At 70.5% G+C, this 17,566-nt stretch carries 15 protein-coding genes and 1 pseudogene; 8 read left to right on the forward strand and 8 right to left on the reverse strand.

Features of this window, described 5'->3' with window-relative positions; all coding sequences use genetic code 11:
• A pseudogene (locus Adu01nite_RS34190) lies at nucleotides 1-508 on the forward strand (Pecanex-like protein 1); the annotation flags it as partial.
• Here the strand turns inward: Adu01nite_RS34190 and sigJ are convergent.
• The gene (gene sigJ / locus Adu01nite_RS34195; RefSeq protein ID WP_275414731.1) at nucleotides 501-1,343 is read right to left on the reverse strand and encodes an RNA polymerase sigma factor SigJ; all 843 of its coding nucleotides are present in this window, start codon (nucleotides 1,341-1,343) and stop codon (nucleotides 501-503) included. The pseudogene Adu01nite_RS34190 and the gene sigJ overlap by 8 nt on opposite strands.
• An 86-nt stretch (nucleotides 1,344-1,429) precedes the next feature.
• On the opposite strand from sigJ, the gene Adu01nite_RS34200 reads away from it, so the two are divergent.
• The 3 genes from Adu01nite_RS34200 to Adu01nite_RS34210 are packed head-to-tail and all read left to right on the forward strand — an operon-like array spanning nucleotide 1,430 to nucleotide 4,136.
• Entirely contained in the window at nucleotides 1,430-1,894 is a 465-nt protein-coding gene (locus tag Adu01nite_RS34200; protein ID WP_203733347.1) for an ester cyclase, read from the forward strand.
• Between the two features lie 16 nt (nucleotides 1,895-1,910).
• The gene (locus tag Adu01nite_RS34205) at nucleotides 1,911-3,107 is read left to right on the forward strand and encodes a cysteine desulfurase-like protein (protein ID WP_203733348.1); all 1,197 of its coding nucleotides are present in this window, start codon (nucleotides 1,911-1,913) and stop codon (nucleotides 3,105-3,107) included.
• A 9-nt stretch (nucleotides 3,108-3,116) separates the two neighbouring features.
• Nucleotides 3,117-4,136 carry an aldo/keto reductase gene (locus Adu01nite_RS34210; RefSeq protein WP_239132902.1) on the forward strand — a complete coding sequence of 340 codons (1,020 nt, stop codon included), beginning with the start codon at nucleotides 3,117-3,119 and terminating at the stop codon, nucleotides 4,134-4,136.
• Here the strand turns inward: Adu01nite_RS34210 and rph are convergent.
• From rph to Adu01nite_RS34240, 6 genes are all read right to left on the reverse strand, one after another.
• A complete protein-coding gene (rph, locus tag Adu01nite_RS34215; protein WP_239132903.1) occupies nucleotides 4,133-6,664 on the reverse strand; it encodes a rifamycin-inactivating phosphotransferase in 2,532 nt (843 codons plus the stop codon). The genes Adu01nite_RS34210 and rph overlap by 4 nt on opposite strands.
• 111 nt (nucleotides 6,665-6,775) lie before the next feature.
• Nucleotides 6,776-7,537 (reverse strand): ABC transporter permease, encoded by a 762-nt coding sequence (locus Adu01nite_RS34220; protein ID WP_203733349.1) that lies wholly within the window; start codon nucleotides 7,535-7,537, stop codon nucleotides 6,776-6,778.
• Nucleotides 7,534-8,289: an ABC transporter ATP-binding protein gene (locus tag Adu01nite_RS34225; RefSeq protein ID WP_203733350.1), complete on the reverse strand. Its 756-nt coding sequence runs from the start codon at nucleotides 8,287-8,289 to the stop codon at nucleotides 7,534-7,536. The genes Adu01nite_RS34220 and Adu01nite_RS34225 overlap by 4 nt, the downstream gene beginning before the upstream one ends.
• Nucleotides 8,290-8,301: 12 nt before the next feature.
• Entirely contained in the window at nucleotides 8,302-8,832 is a 531-nt protein-coding gene (locus tag Adu01nite_RS34230; protein ID WP_203733351.1) for an EXLDI protein, read from the reverse strand.
• 49 nt (nucleotides 8,833-8,881) lie between these two features.
• A complete protein-coding gene (locus Adu01nite_RS34235) occupies nucleotides 8,882-10,810 on the reverse strand; it encodes an APC family permease (protein WP_203733352.1) in 1,929 nt (642 codons plus the stop codon).
• A 114-nt stretch (nucleotides 10,811-10,924) separates the two neighbouring features.
• On the reverse strand, nucleotides 10,925-11,320 hold the full coding sequence (locus Adu01nite_RS34240) for a hypothetical protein (RefSeq protein ID WP_203733353.1): 396 nt from the start codon (nucleotides 11,318-11,320) through the stop codon (nucleotides 10,925-10,927).
• A 183-nt stretch (nucleotides 11,321-11,503) separates the two neighbouring features.
• Here Adu01nite_RS34240 and Adu01nite_RS34245 point away from each other — a divergent pair, with 183 nt between their 5' ends.
• On the forward strand, nucleotides 11,504-12,796 hold the full coding sequence (locus Adu01nite_RS34245; protein WP_203733354.1) for a diaminopimelate decarboxylase family protein: 1,293 nt from the start codon (nucleotides 11,504-11,506) through the stop codon (nucleotides 12,794-12,796).
• A gap of 370 nt (nucleotides 12,797-13,166) precedes the next feature.
• Here the strand turns inward: Adu01nite_RS34245 and Adu01nite_RS34250 are convergent, their stop codons facing one another.
• Nucleotides 13,167-13,439, reverse strand: coding sequence for an Lrp/AsnC ligand binding domain-containing protein (locus Adu01nite_RS34250; protein ID WP_203733355.1), 273 nt, complete (start codon nucleotides 13,437-13,439; stop codon nucleotides 13,167-13,169).
• A gap of 310 nt (nucleotides 13,440-13,749) precedes the next feature.
• On the opposite strand from Adu01nite_RS34250, the gene kdpF reads away from it, so the two are divergent.
• Genes kdpF through kdpB form a run of 3 tightly spaced genes read left to right on the forward strand, consistent with a single transcriptional unit; the run spans nucleotide 13,750 to nucleotide 17,563 of the window.
• Complete coding sequence (kdpF, locus tag Adu01nite_RS34255) at nucleotides 13,750-13,839, forward strand: K(+)-transporting ATPase subunit F (RefSeq protein WP_203733356.1); 90 nt, start codon at nucleotides 13,750-13,752, stop codon at nucleotides 13,837-13,839.
• Entirely contained in the window at nucleotides 13,839-15,485 is a 1,647-nt protein-coding gene (gene kdpA, locus Adu01nite_RS34260; protein WP_203733357.1) for a potassium-transporting ATPase subunit KdpA, read from the forward strand. Before kdpF ends, kdpA begins: the two co-directional genes overlap by 1 nt.
• Nucleotides 15,482-17,563 (forward strand): potassium-transporting ATPase subunit KdpB, encoded by a 2,082-nt coding sequence (kdpB, locus tag Adu01nite_RS34265; RefSeq protein WP_203733358.1) that lies wholly within the window; start codon nucleotides 15,482-15,484, stop codon nucleotides 17,561-17,563. Before kdpA ends, kdpB begins: the two co-directional genes overlap by 4 nt.
• Nucleotides 17,564-17,566: the final 3 nt, after the last annotated feature.

The raw sequence follows: 17,566 nt of genomic DNA on the forward strand, positions 1-17,566 counted from the left end.
CCTGCTGGCGCACGACGGCTTCCAGAAGGGCGACCGCTGCGTCTCCACCGAGTTCGGTGAGGTCTCCAGCGCCGCCAACAACTCGTCGCTGCTGATCACCCAGGCGCCGAACGTGGTCAAGGTCAACACGCCGTTCACGCTCAAGGTCAGCACCCGCAACCTGATCCGGGACCGGTTCCTCGCGGCCGGCGCCGGCGGTTACTACGTGGAGAGCTCGGTGCTGCAGAACGGCATCGAGCGCGGCCACTTCCACACCGCCTGCCGGATGCTCGCCTCCACCCGGGAGGCGCCCGACCCGTCGCCGGTGCCCGCGTTCTTCGTGGCCACCGAGGACAAGCAGGGCAGCAAGGCGCCGGACACGGTGACCATCCAGGTCGCCGGTCTGCCGACGCAGGGCACCGCACAGTGCGCCTCCTGGGCCGGTGACGGCTCGCACCGCATCCCGATGATGGAGCGGGCGAACGAGACCCCCGCCATCGACGCGATACGGATCCGCGTCATCAACTGAGCCGAGTGAGCTTGGCCGGGTTGCGGATCAGCCGGATGACCGCGACCCGGCCCTGCTCGTCGAGGTCGAGCAGCACCGCCACGAAAACCTCACCGGCGGCGGCGAGCACGCCGGCCGGCCCGCCGTTGAGGTCGGCGGCGCGCGCCGTCAGGCCCGGCGGGTAGCGCGAGGCCGAGTCCCGGAAGAACTCCACCACCGCGGCCACCCCGTGCAGGACCACCCGCGGCATCTCGCCGGAGCCGTTCGCGTCCGCCCAGAGCGCCACATCCGGCGCGAGCACCGCCATCAGAGCGGCCAGATCGCCACCCAGGCAGACCTGCAGAAACCGGTCGGTGACCAGGCGGCGCAGGTCCGGGTCGGCGGTGTACCGCGGGCGGCCCGCCCGCACATGGGCACGCGCCCGGGCGGCCAGCTGACGCACCGCCGGCTCACCGCGGCCGACCGCCTCGGCCACCTCGGGGTAGCCGAACTCGAAGACGTCGCGCAGCAGGAACACCGCCCGTTCCAGCGGCGACAGCGTCTCCAGCAGCACCAGCACGGCCATCGACACCGACTCGGCCCGCTCCACCGGCTCATCGGCACCGCTCGCCAGCGGCTCCGGCAGCCACGGCCCGATGTACGCCTCCCGGCGGGTCCGCTCGCGGCGAAGGTGGTCGATCGCCAGCCGGGTGGCCGTCCGCACCAGGTAGGCGCGCGGGTCGCGGACCGTTGCCGGGTCGACGGCGTGCCAGCGGAGCCACGTCTCCTGCACCACGTCCTCGGCGTCGGCGACGCTGCCGGTCATCCGGTACGCCAACTGGAACAGCAACGCGCGGTGGCGCTGAAGATCGGACACCGCTCGCACGCTACTTCGCGCCGCATGTCACAGGCGACGGGTATTCCACGTCGTATGGGCCGACCGGTCCGACCGAGAGGAAACCCATGTCCGAGACCTTCGGCGTCCGCTACATCAAAGCCCTGGCCGCCGCCGACCACGACACCCTCGACGAGCTGTACGCCGACGACGTCGTCTTCTACACGCCGTTCCGCCGGGGCGTCACCGGGCCCGCGTTCATCCAGGCCTTCATCGCCGCGTTCCACCAGGCCCACCCGGGACTCACGGTGACCCTGCACGACGAGTTCGCCGACGCCGGCGGCGACCGGGTGGCATTGCGGTTCAGCATCCGGTGGCACAACACCGGCCCGTTCCTGGGCCTGCCGCCCACCGGAGCGCAGGGGGTGGAGAGCGAGATCCACACGTTCCGCCTGCGCGCCGGCCGGATCGTCGAGCAGTGGGTCGGCCACAACACGCTCACCCTCACCCGCCAGCAGCTGATCGACTGGCAGATGCCACTCCCGGACGCCGACGAGGATCCGGCCCCGGCGATCGTGACGGCGCGGGCATAGAAGTTAGGGTCGGATGATGATCCTCGATATCGACCGGGTTCGGGCCGGCTATCCCGCTCTTGCTGACGGCTTCGTGCACTTCGACGGGGCCGGCGGCACTCAGCCGGCCGAGCCGGTGATCGCCGCGATCGCCGGGGCGATGCGGACCGCGGTGTCGAACCGGGGCACCGCGCACGAGCCCGCCCGGCGGTCCGGGGAGATCGTCGAGGCGGCCCGGGCGGCGGTGGCCGACCTGGTCGGCGGGGATCCGGCCGGGGTGGTGTTCGGGCCGAGCGCGACCGCGCTCACCTACCTGGCGGCGCGCACGCTGGCGCAGGGCTGGGGTCCGGGCGACGAGGTGGTGGTGTCGCGGCTCGACCACGACGCCAACGTCCGGCCCTGGGTGCAGGCCGCCGCGGCGGCCGGGGCGACCGTGCGGTGGGCGGAGGTCGACCTGGCGAGCGGTGAGCTGCCGGTGGCGCAATATCAAGAGCTGGTCAATGGGCGTACGCGGCTGGTCGCGGTGACCGCGGCCAGCAATGCCACCGGAACCATGCCGGGGGTTCGGGAGATCGCCGGCGTCGCGCATGCGGCGGGAGCTTCGGTGTACGTGGATGGCGTGCACGTCACCGCGCATCGACCGACCGATGTTGCCGCGCTCGGCGCCGACTTCTACGTGACCAGCGCCTACAAGTGGTCCGGCCCGCACTACGCCGCCCTGGTCGCCGACCCGGCCGTCCTGGCCCCGCTGCTCCCGGTGAAGCTGATCCCGTCGTCCGACCGGACGCCGGACCGCTTCGAGTACGGGACGCTGAGCTTCGAGCTGCTGGCCGGCGTCACCGCCGCGGTCGACCATCTGGCCGGCCTGGCCGGCGCCACCGGTGATCGCCGCACCCGGCTCCTGGCGAGCATGGCGGCGGCCACCGAGCACGAGAACCGCCTGGTCGAGCGGCTGCTGACCGGCCTGAAGGCGGTCGACGGGCTGACCCTGTGCCCGGCCGGCGCCGACCGCTGCCCGACGGTGTCGTTCCGGATCGCCGGCCAGGCCCCGGCCGAGACCGCCCAAATGCTCGGCGAGCAGGGCATCTGCGTCTCGCACGGCGACTACTACGCGGTCGAGTACTTCGAGGCGGCCGGGCTGCGGGCGACCGGCGGCGCGGTGCGGGTGAGCATCTACCACTACAACACCGCCGACGAGATCGACCGGCTCCTGGGCGCGCTGTCGGCGAGTTAGGTTGGCGGAATGGAATACCGCACGCTTGGGCGCAGTGGATGCGCCGTCTCCAGCCTCTGTCTCGGCACGATGACCTTCGGCAACGAATCCGACGAGAAGGTGGCGCACGCTCAGCTCGACCTGTTCGTCGAGGCCGGCGGCACGTTCGTGGACACCGCCGACGTCTACTCGGCCGGCGAGTCCGAGCGGATCATCGGGCGCTGGCTGGCGTCGCGGCCAGCCGAGGTCACCGAGACGATCGTGCTCGCCACCAAGGGGCGTTTCCCGATGGCGGCCGACCCCAACGGCGCCGGGCTGTCGGCCCGGCACCTCACCCGGGCGCTCGACGCGTCGCTGACCCGGCTCGGCGTCGACGCCGTCGATCTCTACCAGGCGCACTCGTGGGACCCGGTGACGCCGCTGGAGGAGACGCTGCGGACGCTGGACGGGTTCGTACGGGCCGGCAAGATCCGCTACTACGGGTTCTCCAACTTCACCGGCTGGCAGCTCACCAAGGCGGTGCTGCTGGCGCAGTCGCTCGGGCTGGCCGGCCCGATCAGCCTGCAGCCGCAGTACAGCCTGCTGGTCCGCGAGATCGAGTTCGAGATCGTGCCGGCCGCGCTCGACGCCGGGCTGGGCCTGCTGCCGTGGAGCCCGCTCGGCGGCGGCTGGCTGACCGGCAAGTACCGGCGCGACCAGCGGCCGACCGGCGCCACCCGGCTCGGCGACGACCCGGGGCGGGGCATGGAGGCGTGGGACCGGCGCGGCACCGCCCGCACCTGGGACGTGATCGAGGCGGTGCAGCGGGTCGCCGAGGCGCGCGGCGTGTCGATGGCCGAGGTGGCCCTCGCCTGGGTGACCGACCGGCCCGCGGTGACCTCGACGATCCTCGGCGCCCGCACGGTCGACCAGCTGGAGGCCAACCTCAAGGCGGCCGGGCTGCACCTGACCGCGGAGGAGACGGCCGCGCTGGACGACGCGAGCGACCTGGCCGCGGCCGACTACCCGTACGGTCCGCTCGGCTTGGACCAGCGCAGCCGCACTCTCTAGTCGGGCAGGAGCTCGATGTAACCGTCGCTGCCGTGCACCCGGATCCGCTGCCCGTCGGCGATCAGCCGGGTCGCGTCGGGCACGCCGACCACGGCCGGCAGGCCGTACTCGCGGGCGATCACCGCGCCGTGCGTCATCAGGCCACCCACCTCGGTGACCAGGCCGGTGATCGCCACGAACAGCGGTGACCAGCTCGGGTCGGTGTAGGCGGTGACCAGGATGTCGCCCGCTTCGAGGTCGGCCTGCGCCATGTCGAGGATGACGCGGGCCCGGCCCTCGACGGTGCCGGCCGAGACCGCCAGGCCGACCAGGGCGCCGGCCGGGGCGTCGTCGCGCCGGTAGGACCCCTCGACGGTTTCACCCTCGGACGTGAGCACCCGGGGCGTTTTCAACGCCCGGTCCGCCTCGAACCCCGCTTTGCGCTGCTCGATCAACGCTTCGTCGGCCTTTCCGGAGCGTACGACCTCGGAAAGCTCGTGAAATTTGAGGTAGAAGATGTCCTCGCGGTCGGTGAGCACGCCGGTCTGCACGAGTCGGTCGGCCTCGGCCAGCAGGGCCTGCTTGTAGACGAAGTAGCGGCAGATGATGTTGTATTTCGGGTACTCCCGGTAGCCGATGAAGGCGCGGAGCCGGTCGATCACCCGTACCGTCTCGTCCGCTTTTGATTCCCCGTCCGGAAGGGCCCGCAAGCGTTCCAGGATGTCCCGGCGCTTGTCCTCCGCCTCCCGCCGGCCCTGCTCGAAGCGCCGCGCCCCGGCCCCCGGCTCGAAGAGTTCGATGTTGTCGAGGATCAGCGGCACGAGCGTGCCCGGTTGCTCGCTCCAGCGCGGCCGGGTGATGTCGATCTCGGCGGCGCACCGCATCCCGTACTTGTCGAGGTAGCCCTCGACGGCCGCGCGCGGCTCGGGCGGGAGCTCCGCCAGGGAGCCGCCATCCTGCAGAAACGCCACCGCTTCGGGGTACGGGCGGATCGCGTCGGCGACGTCGAGAAGCGCCAGGCCCATCTCCGAGGTGATGTTGCCGGGGGCGGACAGGCTGAGCGTGTCGGACGCGTTCTTCTCGCCCAGCCACTCCTGCAAGTGGTCGTTGAGCCACCAGGTGGCGCCCATCCCGGCCATGATCGCCTGCATGCTCTCCGGATCGCCGAGGACCCGTTTGTGCTCCTGGAACGACTCCAGCAGGAAGTCGAACAGCGCCGGCCCGGTCTTCGCCGCGATGTCCCGCCGCAGGGTGGCGGTGGATTCCTGACTGCGTTCGATCAGCACGGGCACGATCGCCGGATCGGCCTCGACCGGGGCTTTACCACCGTGCGACGGCGGCACCACGGCGCCGGCATCCGCGACCTCCGGGATGAAGCCGCGGTCGAGGACGGTCCGGAGTGCGTCCGCGGTCAGCGGGTCGGACCGGGCCGACATGGCCAGGAAACTGGCCCGGGCGGTCGCCCCGGTCAGCATCCGGGTGCCGTCGACGAACAGCCGGCCGCCGGCCTCGAGCATCGGCGCCATCGCGGTCAGCTGCCACATGGAGAGGCCCAGCGGTTTCATCGCGTCGGTCATCATCTGCTGGTGGCCGACCGACAGGTAGACGTGGTTCGCGTCGTCGGTCACCGCCGGGACCGGGAACAGCGTGGTGATCGGCCGGCTCTGCACGATCGCGAAGTCGTCGCCGGTCCGGCACCACTCGATGTCCTGCGGCCGGCCGAAGTGCGCCTCGATCCGCCGCCCGAGCTCCACGAGCCGGATGACCTGCGCATCGGTCAGTGCCGGCTGGTCCCCGTCGATCGCCACCACCTGCGTCCCGCCGCCCGGCACGGCCTGCACGGCGCGCTGCTTGGCGGCGATGGTCCGCTCGGTGATGGCGTCGTCGCGCACCTTGAAGACGTCCGGGTCGACCAGGCCGCCGACCAGTGCCTCGCCGAGACCGAACCCGGCGTCCACGGTGGCCACCTTCCGATTGCCGGAGACCGGGTCGGCGGTGAAGAGGATGCCGGCCGCCTCCGCGAAGACCATCTCCTGGACGACGACGGCCATGTGGACGGTCCGGTGATCGATGCCATGGCGCAGCCGGTAGGTCACCGCCCGCTCGGTGAAAAGCGACGCCCAGCACCGGCCGATGTGCGCCAGGACCGCGGCCGTCCCGACGACGTTGAGGTAGGTGTCCTGCTGGCCCGCGAACGACGCGGTAGGCATGTCTTCCGCGGTAGCACTGGACCGCACGGCGTAGGCCACCTCGGGGTCGACCGCCGCCGCCAGATCACTCGGGACGGCGACCTCCTCGATGGTTCGCCGGATCTCCGCGCTCAGGCCCGCGATGGCCACCCGGTCGGCCAGACCCAGCCGCGACAACCGGTCCAGTTGGTCGTCGATCGCCACCGTCCGCCGCCACGCCGCGGTGGTCACACAGAAGCCGGCCGGCACCCGGACACCGTCGATCCGGGTCAACTCCCCCAGGTGCGCGGCCTTGCCACCGACGGCCGCGACCTGCGTCGCATCAATCTCTCGAAGATCCATGACGTACGGCTCGAGCACAGCGATCCCCTCGACGTGTGGGCTTCGGTCGACGATTCTGGGGTATGACACCGGCCTTGCCGCAAGCCCCCACCTGCGTTATACCTTGGAGAGGGCAGGGGCCGCGCTCGACTACGAGATCTTGCGGCGGTAGGCGCCCGTCGCGACGACGTAGGCGACGACGAGGGTGCCGACACACCAGGCGAGAGCGATCCAGATGTCGTTGCCGACCGGCTGCTGCATGAACAGGTCGCGGATCGTGTTGACGATGGACGTCACCGGCTGGTGCTCGGCGAAAGCGCGCACCGGGCCGGGCATGGTGCCGGTGGGCACGAAGGCCGAACTGACGAACGGCAGCAGGATCAGCGGGTACGCGAAGGCGCTGGCGCCGTCGACGCTCTTCGCGGTGAGGCCGGGGATGACGGCCAGCCAGGTCAGCGCGAGGGTGAACAGCAGCAGGCTGCCGAGGACCGCGAGCCAGGCCAGCACCCCGGCGCCGGACCGGAAACCCATCACCAGGGCGACGCCGACGACGACCACGAGCGAGATCAGGTTGGCGACCAGCGAGGTCAGCACGTGCGCCCACAGCACCGCCGAGCGGGCGATCGGCATCGACTGGAAGCGTTCGAGGATGCCGCTCCGCAGATCGAGAAAAAGGCGATACGCGGTGTACGTGACACCCGAGGCGATCGTCATGATCAGAATGCCGGGCAGCAGATAGGCCACGTAGGAGTCGGACCCGGTGTCGATGGCGCCGCCGAACACATACACGAACAGCAGCATGAACGCGATCGGCATGATCGCAGTGGTGACGATGGTGTCCAGGCTGCGCGAGACGTGCCGCAGCGACCGGCCCAGCAGCGTGCCGGTGTCGCCGATGAAGTGCGCGGTCACTTCCCACCTCCGACGATGGCGAAGAAGACGTCCTCGAGGGTCGGCTGCTTCTCCACGTATTCGACCTTGGCCGGCGGAAGCAGCTTCTTGAGTTCGGCGAGGGTGCCGTTCACGATGATCCGGCCCTCGTGCAGGATCGCGATCCGGTCGGCGAGGTGCTCGGCCTCGTCAAGGTACTGCGTGGTGAGCAGCACCGTCGTGCCGCCCGCGGCGAGCTCCCTGATCGCGCGCCACACCTCGATGCGCGCCTCCGGATCCAGGCCGGTCGTCGGCTCGTCCAGGAAGATCACCGGCGGGCTGCCGATCAGGCTCATCGCGATGTCCAGGCGCCGGCGCATGCCACCCGAATAGTTCGACACCCGCCGCCCGCCCGCGTCGGTCAGCGCGAACCGTTCAAGCAGCTCATCGGCGATCCGGCCGGTGTCCTTGAGGTGCCGCAGCCGGGCGACCAGCACCAGGTTCTCCCGGCCGGTGAGGATCTCGTCGACGGCTGCGAACTGGCCGGTGAGGCTGATCGACTCGCGCACGTCCGGTGCGTGCGTGGCGACGTCGAACCCGTTGACGGTGGCCGTCCCGGCATCCGTCTTGAGCAGCGTGGACAGGATCCGGATGACGGTGGTCTTGCCCGCTCCGTTGGAGCCGAGCAGAGCGAAGATGCTGCCCCGTGCCACGTCGAAGTCGACGCCGCGCAGCACGTGCAGGTCCCGGTACGACTTCTCCAGACCGTGGACCTCGATCGCCGTTGCGACCATGTCGTTCCTCTCTCAGATGTCGAGGTCTTCGATGGGGGGCTGATCGGCGACGCGGACGACGTGCTCGTAGAGCTCGGCCGGCAGGATCGCCCGCAGCTCGTCGAGGGTCGCGGCGACGTGCAGGCTGGACTCGGCGGGCGTCCGCACCCACGTCTGGTTGGCGCTCCAGTCCCCCACCCAGGCGCGCCAGCCGGTGTTCCACTTCTCCGCGCCCGGGCTCACGTTCTGGTGTGCCTCGGAGCGCTCGATGTGGACGACGAACTTCTCGCTGGGCGATCGGTAGACGCTGAAGCTCTCCGTGCCCGAGTTGGCCGAGCGCTCCCACTGGCCCAGCAGCAGGCCGAGGAATCGCTGCTTACGGCCCAGGCCGGGCCCGACCCGTACGACGATCTCGTCGAAGCCCTGCCGCCGGCCCTCTTCAACCTCGACGAAGCGGCGCAGCGCCATGCTGATCGCCGCGGACAGCGTGCCCCCGGCGAGTTCCTGGGCCCGCTGGAACAGCGGCAGGTCCTCATCGGAGACGTAGATGGTTTTGTTCGGCATGCTTCCCCCTCGGCCTCAAGGTACGCACACCTATACGTATACGCAACCCTCAGCCGACGTGGACGTGGGGGCGGCTGCTGCGGTTCGGCTCGGCCTGGCGGATCATCTCGCGGGTCACCGGGGCCACCTCGCCCTGGCCGAAGATCAGGTAACGGGCGAAGTTCGCGACCGGGTTGCCCTCGGTCCACTCGAAGTAGATGTGCGGCCGCCGGTGGCTGGTGTCGCGGACCCAGAGCAGCAGCGCGGCGATCGCGCTCGGCACCGACGAGCTCTCCATCGACAGCACCCGGTAGCGGTGGTGCAGCACCTCGCCGCGGACGTGCAGCTCGGTCTCGAAGTCGGAGGCGTCGACCACGGTCACCTCGACGAAGATGACGTCCCGGTCGTCGGCCATGTCGTTGTCGGCGAGGATCTGGGCGATCTTCTCGCGGTACTCGCGGGCGTCGCGGCTGTCCGGTTCGTTGGCCACCAGGCGGATCTGCCGGCGGCCGCACTCGCGCAGAAAACCGGCCGCCACCTCGTCGGCGTCGATCGTGGTCACCCGCAGCTCGAACGCCCGGTAGATCCGGGACAGCAGCGACACGACGAGGATCGCGCCGATGAAACAGGCGGCGATCTTCACGCCGTCCGGGCGCTCCACCACGTTCGCGATGGTGGTGTAGACGAAGATCAGCGCGATGATCCCGAAGGCGATGGTGCGGCCGCGCTGGTGCCGCCGCCAGGCCGACAGGGTCACCGCGGTGGCCGCCGACGTGATCAGCACTAGCACCCCGGTCGCGTACGCCCCGCCCTGCGCGTCCACGCTCGCGTCGAAGACGACCGTGATCAGGAACGCGGTGCCGGTGAAGACCAGCACCATCGGCCGGACCGCCCGCGCCCACGACGGCGCCATGCCGAACTTGGGCAGGTAGCGCGGCACCAGGTTGAGCAGCCCGGCCATCGCCGAGGCACCGGCGAACCAGAGGATCGCGATGGTCGAGACGTCGTAGATCGTGCCGAAGACGCTGCCCAGGTTCTCGTGCGCCAGGTAGGCCAGGGCGCGCCCGTTGGCCTCGCCGCCGGCCTGGAACGCGTCCTGCGGGATCAGCACGGTGGTCACCACGCTGCTGCTGATCAGGAACACACTCATGATCCCGGCCGACGCGGTGAGCAGCTGCTTGGCGCCGTGGATACGGGCCGGCAGGTTGCCCTTGATGTGCGGCATGACGGCGACACCGGTCTCGAAGCCGGACAGGCCGAGCGCCAGCTTGGGGAAGACGAGCAGGGCGATGCCGACCATCATCACCGGGTTGCCGTGCTGGGTGGTGAGCGCCTCGGTCCAGTCGCCGACGGCGTGCGGGTGGGTCAGCACCCGCCACAGCCCGTCGCCCACGACGATGACGTTGAGGAAGAGGTAGACGCCGACCAGCCCGACCGCGATGCCGATCGCCTCGGTGAAGCCCTTGAGGAAGACCGCCCCGAGCAGCGCGATCAGCACCAGCGTGATCAGCACCTGGTGGCCTCGGAGACCGGCGGGCAGGAACGGGTTCTCGTCGATGTGCGCGGTCGCGTCGGCGGCGGACAGCGTGATCGTGATGATGAAGTCGGTGGCCGCGAACCCGAGCAGCACCAGAACGAACAGCTTGCCCTTCCAGAACGAGAGCAGTTTGACCAGCATCGCGATCGAGCCCTCGCCGTTCGGGCTCTCCGCGGCCACCCGCCGGTAGACCGGCAGCGCGCCGAAAACGGTCACCAGGACCAGCACGAGGGTGGCGATCGGGGACAGCACCCCGGCCGCGAGGGCGGCGATGCCGGGCTGGTAGCCGAGCGTGGAGAAGTAGTCGACGCCGGTCAGGCACATGACCTTCCACCAGGAGTGCGGCTTCTCCTCGTGGGGTTGCGCGTGCGGGCCCTGGTGCCGCTGGGACCGGTCGGTCAGGCCCTTCAGCAGCCAGTCACGCACCTTTGCCGGCGCATGATCGGTTTCCGTAACGGCCATCGGGCCCTCCCACGTCGGTTACGCACACAAGTCCCGATCGTGGGGCCGCGCTCCGTCGCGGAAAGTCTGACACCGGAGACCGTCCGCCTCCGCACGTGCGGCGTTAACAAGCCGTCAAAATCCGCGCGTCCGCAGCACGCCGTGGGGTAAAAGGTGCAGGCGGGTAACGCGGTGCCGGGCCGCCCGGAGCCATCCCCGGCTTCCGCCGAGCAGGGCCGCCAAGCCGATGACCGGCGTGTACCGCCAGGGCGCCGGATCACCGCTGAGCTGGCCGAACCGGTGCGCGAGAAAACCGACGAAGATCAGTGCCGCCAGCGCCGCGACAGCGGCCCGGGCGCGCCAGTCGGTCAGCACCGCCGCCACCAGCCCGGCGGCGACCGCCATGGTCAGGACCCGGGCGGCCGGCTCGGCCCAGCCGAACGCCGCCGCGGCGATGAACGCCGCCGCGATGACCGCGGCCGCACCGGCCGCGAACTCGAACGCCGCTGTCGAATCCCGTTCCTCGTCCACGACCCCATCGCAGCCCGCCGGCGCGCGGCTGACCAGGGGCGTTGACACTTCTGGTACGCCCGGCGCGCGGACGTTGACAACCTGTTAACGGCGGCATATCGCCGGCGTCAACATCGTCGGGCCCGGCGTGAACATCGCGTCACCGCCCTTCCGTGCGCGTTGATCGGCGCGCACGGTCGGGGCATGACGCTCACCGAGTTACTGCCCTCCCTGCGTACATCCCTGCGGCCCGCCCTCGATCCCACCGTGTGGCCGGTCACCGCGCGCTGGGCGCCGCAGGACGATCTGCTGGTCGGCGGGGTCCGGATGACCACCCTGGTGGGGCGGTACGGCAGCCCGGTGCACGTGCTCGACGAGGCCGACGTGCGCTCCCGCTGCGCCGAGTACGTGGCCGCGTTCGGCGCGGACGCGGTCTCCTACAGCGCCAAGGCCGGGCTCACCCCGGACACCGGGCGGTGGATCGCGAGTGAAGGTCTCGGCGGCTATGTCACCTCGGCGGCCGAGCTGAAGAGCGCGCTGCTGGCCGGCATTCCGCCCGCGCGCCTGGTGCTGTGCGGCCGGTCGAAGTCGGTCGTCGACCTGGAGGCAGCCTTCGCCTGCGGCGCCGCGATCGTGGTCGGCTCGATCGGCGAGGTCGCATCGGTGGCGGCGCGGGCACCGATCGGGCAGCGTGTGCTGCTGCGGGTGCTGCCGTCGGCCGGCCGGGGCCGCTGCCGGTACGGCGTGCCGCTCGGCACGACGATCGCCCTCGCCGCTGTCGGTGCGGTGCTGGCGAGCCCGAGCCTGGTGCCGGCCGGGCTGGACTGTTCGATCGGCCACCAGCTGAGCCGCTTCCAGGCGTTCGAGTCGTGCCTGCGCGAGACGATGGCCTTCGCCGCGGTGATCCGGGCCCGGCTGGGGGTGACCGTGCCGGCGCTGAACCTCGGCGGCGGCCACGCGGTCCCCTACGCCGACGGCGACGACGAGTTCGCGGTGTCCGCCTTCGCCGCCCGGATCCGGGGCATGCTGCGCCTGTCCGCGGAACGTTTCGGCATCCCCGAACCGCGGCTGACGGTCTCACCGGGCCGGGCGATCGTCGCCCGGGCGGGCCTGACCCTGCACCGGATCGGCGCGCTCGCCGACGTGGACGGCCGGCGCACCGTCGTGCTGGACGGCAGCGTGCCCGACTGCCTGACCGCCGAGAAGTGCGCGGGCCGGCACACCGCCTACCTGATCGGCCGAGAGACGCCGGCGCCGCTGCAGCCGGTGACGATGGTCGGCGGCGCGGACGACGAGCAGCAGTCGCCGGTCGCCGCCGTACAACTGCCGGCCGACGTCGTGGTCGGCGACCTGGTCGCGGTGGCCGGCACCGGCGCCTACCACCACCGCCGGGAGACATTCGTCGGCCGCCCGGCGGTCCTCGGCGTCGCCGCCGGCACCGTCCGCACCCTGGTGCGCCGCGAGACGCTGCAGGATCTGCTGCGCCGCACCGCGTAAAGCCAGCCGGCACGTTTGAACGCGTGGTGCAGCGCCGCGCACCGCGAGCAACCCGTGGCGGGCCCGGAACAGGTCGGTGAGGAAGGCTTCCGGGTCCTCCACGGTGCCGCCGGTGACCTGCTGCTCCAGCCGCCAGACGTCGGCGGTCGCCTGCTCGACGTACTCCTCCTGGTTGCGGAGGAGCGCGGCGACGATGGAGTGGGAGAGGGCGAAGGAGCTGTCCGGCCTCAGCCGGCCCTTCTCGATGCGTCGAGCGCCGCCCGGGTCTCCCGCAGCGGCGCCGCGGCGGACACCGCGGGGACCAGGTGGATGTCCATGGCGGCCGGCATACGCGGCGGGTCGCGCCGATGGCGAGAGCGTTGACGCCTCTTCAACGCGGCTGTGCGGTGAGGCTCATCTGCCGCAGGACCATGTGGGTGTCCGCGTCCTGGGCGCCGCCGAGCAGCCGCAGGTCGGCGACGGCCCGGTGCAGCTCGCGCATGCTGGGCGCGGACAGCAGCACCACGGCGTCGATGTCGGCGGCGATCCACCAGGCCGACGTCACGAAAGGCTGGGCGCGCAGGTGTTCGAGCAGGTGACTGCCCGCAATGGTGGTCTTGAGCCGGACGCAGACGATCGCCTCGTGCCGGACGTCGTTGGACATCGTCATGACTGTAGATATACGCCCGGCCGGCGGCCGTCCGCCCGGCTGTTAACGCCTTTGGTGCGGCCCCGGCCTGCTTGTTGATGGCCCGCTGTCAGCGCCGGCGTCAAAAGCGCGTCAACAAGCGTCCGGGCGGCGTAGTCAACGCGTCAACGCCGATGACAAGGGATATCGCGGCGCGCTGTGCTTCATCCCGCAAGCATTGCCACCCCTCGTCAAGGAGTCCTTCCGTGGCTGATCTCGTGTTCGTCCTACTCACGGTGGTGCTGTTCGCAGCGCTCACCGTGCTGATCCGGGCGGTCGAACGCTGGTGAGCGCCGTCAACGTCATCGGCCTGATCGTCGCCGTCCTGCTGGCCGCCTTCATGGTGGCGGCCCTGTTGTTCCCGGAGAAGTTCTGATGGCCGGCTGGCTGTTCGTGATTTCGCTGGTGGTCGCCCTCGTGGCGGTCTACCGGCCGTTCGGCGACTACATGTACCGCGTGGTCAGCGGTACCAGGGACGCCCGCGTCGAGCGGGGCATCTACCGCCTCGTCGGGGTCGACTCGAAGGCGCAGCAGACCTGGGGCGTCTACGCCCGCAGCGTGCTCGCGTTCTCCGCGGTCTCCATCCTCTTCCTCTACCTCTTCCTGCGCGTGCAGAACAGGCTCTGGCTCTCGCTGGGCATGCCGCAGATGAACACGCACGTCTCGTGGAACACCGCGGTCAGTTTCGTCACCAACACCAACTGGCAGGCGTACGCGGGTGAGTCCGCGCTCGGCCACCTGGTGCAGATGGCCGGCCTGGCGGTGCAGAACTTCGCGTCGGCGAGCGTCGGCATCGCGGTCGCGGTCGCGCTGATCCGCGGCTTCGCGGCCCGCAGCAACGGGCAGCTCGGCAACTTCTGGGTCGACCTGACCCGGGTCACGCTGCGCATCCTGCTGCCGATCTGCGTCGTGGCCACGCTCGTCTTCATGATCGCCGGGATGGTGCAGAACCTGTCCGGCGGCACCGACGTGACCACGCTGACCGGCGCGGCCCAGCACATCACCGGCGGCCCGGTCGCCTCGCAAGAGGCAATCAAGGAGTTGGGTACGAACGGTGGCGGCTTCTACAACGTCAACGCGGCGCACCCGTTCGAGAACCCGACGACCTGGACGAACTGGCTGGAGATCTTCCTGCTCCTCCTGATCCCGTTCAGCCTGCCCCGGGTGTTCGGCCGGATGGTCGGCCAGAACCGGCAGGGCTACGCGATCGTCGCCGTGATGGCGGTGCTGGCCATCGCCAGCATCGCGCTGACCGTCGGCTTCGAGGTGCACGGCGGCGGCACGGTGCCGCAGGCGGTCGGCTCGGCGATGGAGGGCAAGGAGGTCCGGTTCGGCATCCCCAACTCGGCCACCTACGCCGCGGCCACGACGCTGACCTCGACCGGCGCGGTGGACTCGTTCCACGACTCGTACACCCCGTTCGGCGGGATGATGCCGATCGTCAACATGATGCTCGGCGAGGTCGCCCCCGGTGGCACCGGCTCCGGCCTGTACGGCCTGCTCATCCTGGCGACGATCACGGTCTTCGTGGCCGGCCTGATGGTCGGGCGTACCCCGGAGTACCTGGGCAAGAAGATCGGCGCCCGGGAGATGAAGCTCGCCTCGCTGTACTTCCTGGTCACCCCGGCGCTGGTGCTGATCGGCACGGCGGCGGCGTTCGCCACCGGCAACAACGCAACCGCGCTCAACGTCGGGCCGCACGGCCTCTCCGAGGTGCTCTACGCCTTCACCAGCGCCGCCAACAACAACGGTTCGGCCTTCGGTGGCATCACGGTCAACACGCCCTGGTGGGACACCGCGCTGGGGCTGGCCATGCTGCTCGGCCGATTCCTGCCGCTGGTCCTGGTATTGGCGCTGGCCGGCTCGCTGGCCCGGCAGAAGGCGACCCCGGAGTCCGAGGGCACGCTGCCCACCCACCAGCCGCTGTTCGTCGGCATGGTCGTCGGCGTCACCGTCGTACTCGTCGCCCTGACCTTCCTCCCCGCTCTCGCTCTCGGTCCCATCGCAGAAGGCCTGTCATGACATTGCTCGCCGAAAAACCTCCAACCCAAAAGGCCAAGCCCGCTTCGGTACGCGGTGGGCTGCTCGATCCCCAGCAGTTGTGGCGGTCGCTGCCGGACGCGGTACGCAAGCTGGACCCGCGCACCCTGTGGCACAACCCGGTGATGCTCATCGTCGAGGTCGGCGCGGTCTTCACCACCGTCCTGTCGATCACCGACCCAAGCGTGCTGGCCTGGACGATCACCGTCTGGCTGTGGCTCACGGTCGTCTTCGCCAACCTGGCCGAGGCGGTCGCCGAAGGGCGCGGCAAGGCCCAGGCGTCCGCGCTGCGTGCGGCCAAGCAGGACACGATGGCGCAGCTGCGCGACGGCGGCCTCATCCCGGCGACCGAGCTCAAGCAGGGCGACGTCGTGGTGGTCGTGGCCGGCGAGATCATCCCCGGGGACGGCGACGTCATCGAGGGCATCGCCAGCGTCGACGAGTCGGCCATCACCGGCGAGTCGGCCCCGGTGATCCGCGAGTCCGGCGGCGACCGCTCGGCCGTCACCGGCGGCACCAAGGTGCTCTCCGACCGGATCGTCGTCAAGATCACCCAGAAGCCGGGCGAGAGCTTCGTCGACCGGATGATCGCCCTGGTCGAGGGGGCCAACCGGCAGAAGACGCCGAACGAGATCGCGCTGAACATCCTGCTGGCCGCGCTCACCCTGGTCTTCCTGCTGTCGGTGGTCACTCTGCAGCCGCTCGCCATCTTCTCGAAGGCGTGGCAGGCGGCGGCGCCGGACACCGCGGCGATCGACGCGCACGGCGTCACCGGCATCGTGCTGGTCTCGCTGATCGTCTGCCTGATCCCGACCACGATCGGCGCGCTGCTGTCGGCGATCGGCATCGCCGGCATGGACCGGCTGGTCCAGCGCAACGTGCTCGCCATGTCCGGGCGCGCGGTCGAGGCGGCGGGTGACGTCAACACGCTGCTGCTCGACAAGACCGGCACGATCACCCTGGGCAATCGTCAAGCTGCCGAGTTCGTACCCGTCAACGGGGTTGATCCTCGGGAACTTGCGGTCGCCGCCCAGTTGTCCAGCCTGGCCGACGAGACGCCCGAGGGCCGGTCGATCGTGGTGCTGGCCAAGAACGAGTTCGGCCTGCGCGAGCAGGAGCCGGGCTTCATGACCGGCGCGACGTTCGTGCCGTTCACCGCGCAGACCCGGATGAGCGGCGTCGACCTCGGCGACCGGCAGATCCGCAAGGGAGCCGCGGCGGCCGTGATGCGCTGGGCGAAGAGCTCATCCGAGGAGGTCGGCGAGATCGTCGACGGGATCAGCGCCTCCGGCGGCACCCCCCTCGTAGTGGCCGAGAACGATCGGGTGCTCGGCGTCATCCACCTCAAGGATGTGGTCAAGGAGGGCATGCGAGCCCGGTTCGACGAGATGCGCAAGATGGGCATCCGGACCGTGATGATCACCGGGGACAACCCGCGCACCGCCAAGGCGATCGCCGACGAGGCCGGGGTCGACGACTTCCTGGCCGAGGCCACGCCGGAGGACAAGCTCGCCTACATCCGCAAGGAGCAGGAGGGCGGGCGGCTGGTCGCGATGACCGGGGACGGCACCAACGACGCGCCGGCCCTCGCCCAAGCCGACGTCGGGGTCGCGATGAACACCGGCACGTCGGCCGCGAAGGAGGCCGGCAACATGGTCGACCTCGACTCCGACCCGACCAAGCTGATCGAGATCGTCGAGATCGGCAAGCAGCTGCTCATCACCCGCGGCGCGCTGACCACGTTCTCGATCACCAACGACATCGCCAAGTACTTCGCCATCATCCCGGCGATGTTCGCGGCGGTGTACCCGGGCCTCGACACGCTGAACGTGATGCGGCTGCACTCGCCGGGCTCGGCGATCCTGTCCGCGGTCATCTTCAACGCGCTGGTCATCGTGGCGCTGATCCCGCTCGCGCTGCGCGGGGTGCGCTACACGCCGTCGAGCGCGAGCGCGCTGCTGCGCCGCAACCTGTGGATCTACGGCCTGGGCGGCGTCATCGCGCCGTTCCTCGGCATCAAGCTCATCGACCTTCTCGTCCAGTTCATCCCGGGGATCTGAGGA

The sequence above is a fragment of the Paractinoplanes durhamensis genome, from assembly GCF_016862175.1.
GTDB lineage: Bacteria > Actinomycetota > Actinomycetes > Mycobacteriales > Micromonosporaceae > Actinoplanes > Actinoplanes durhamensis.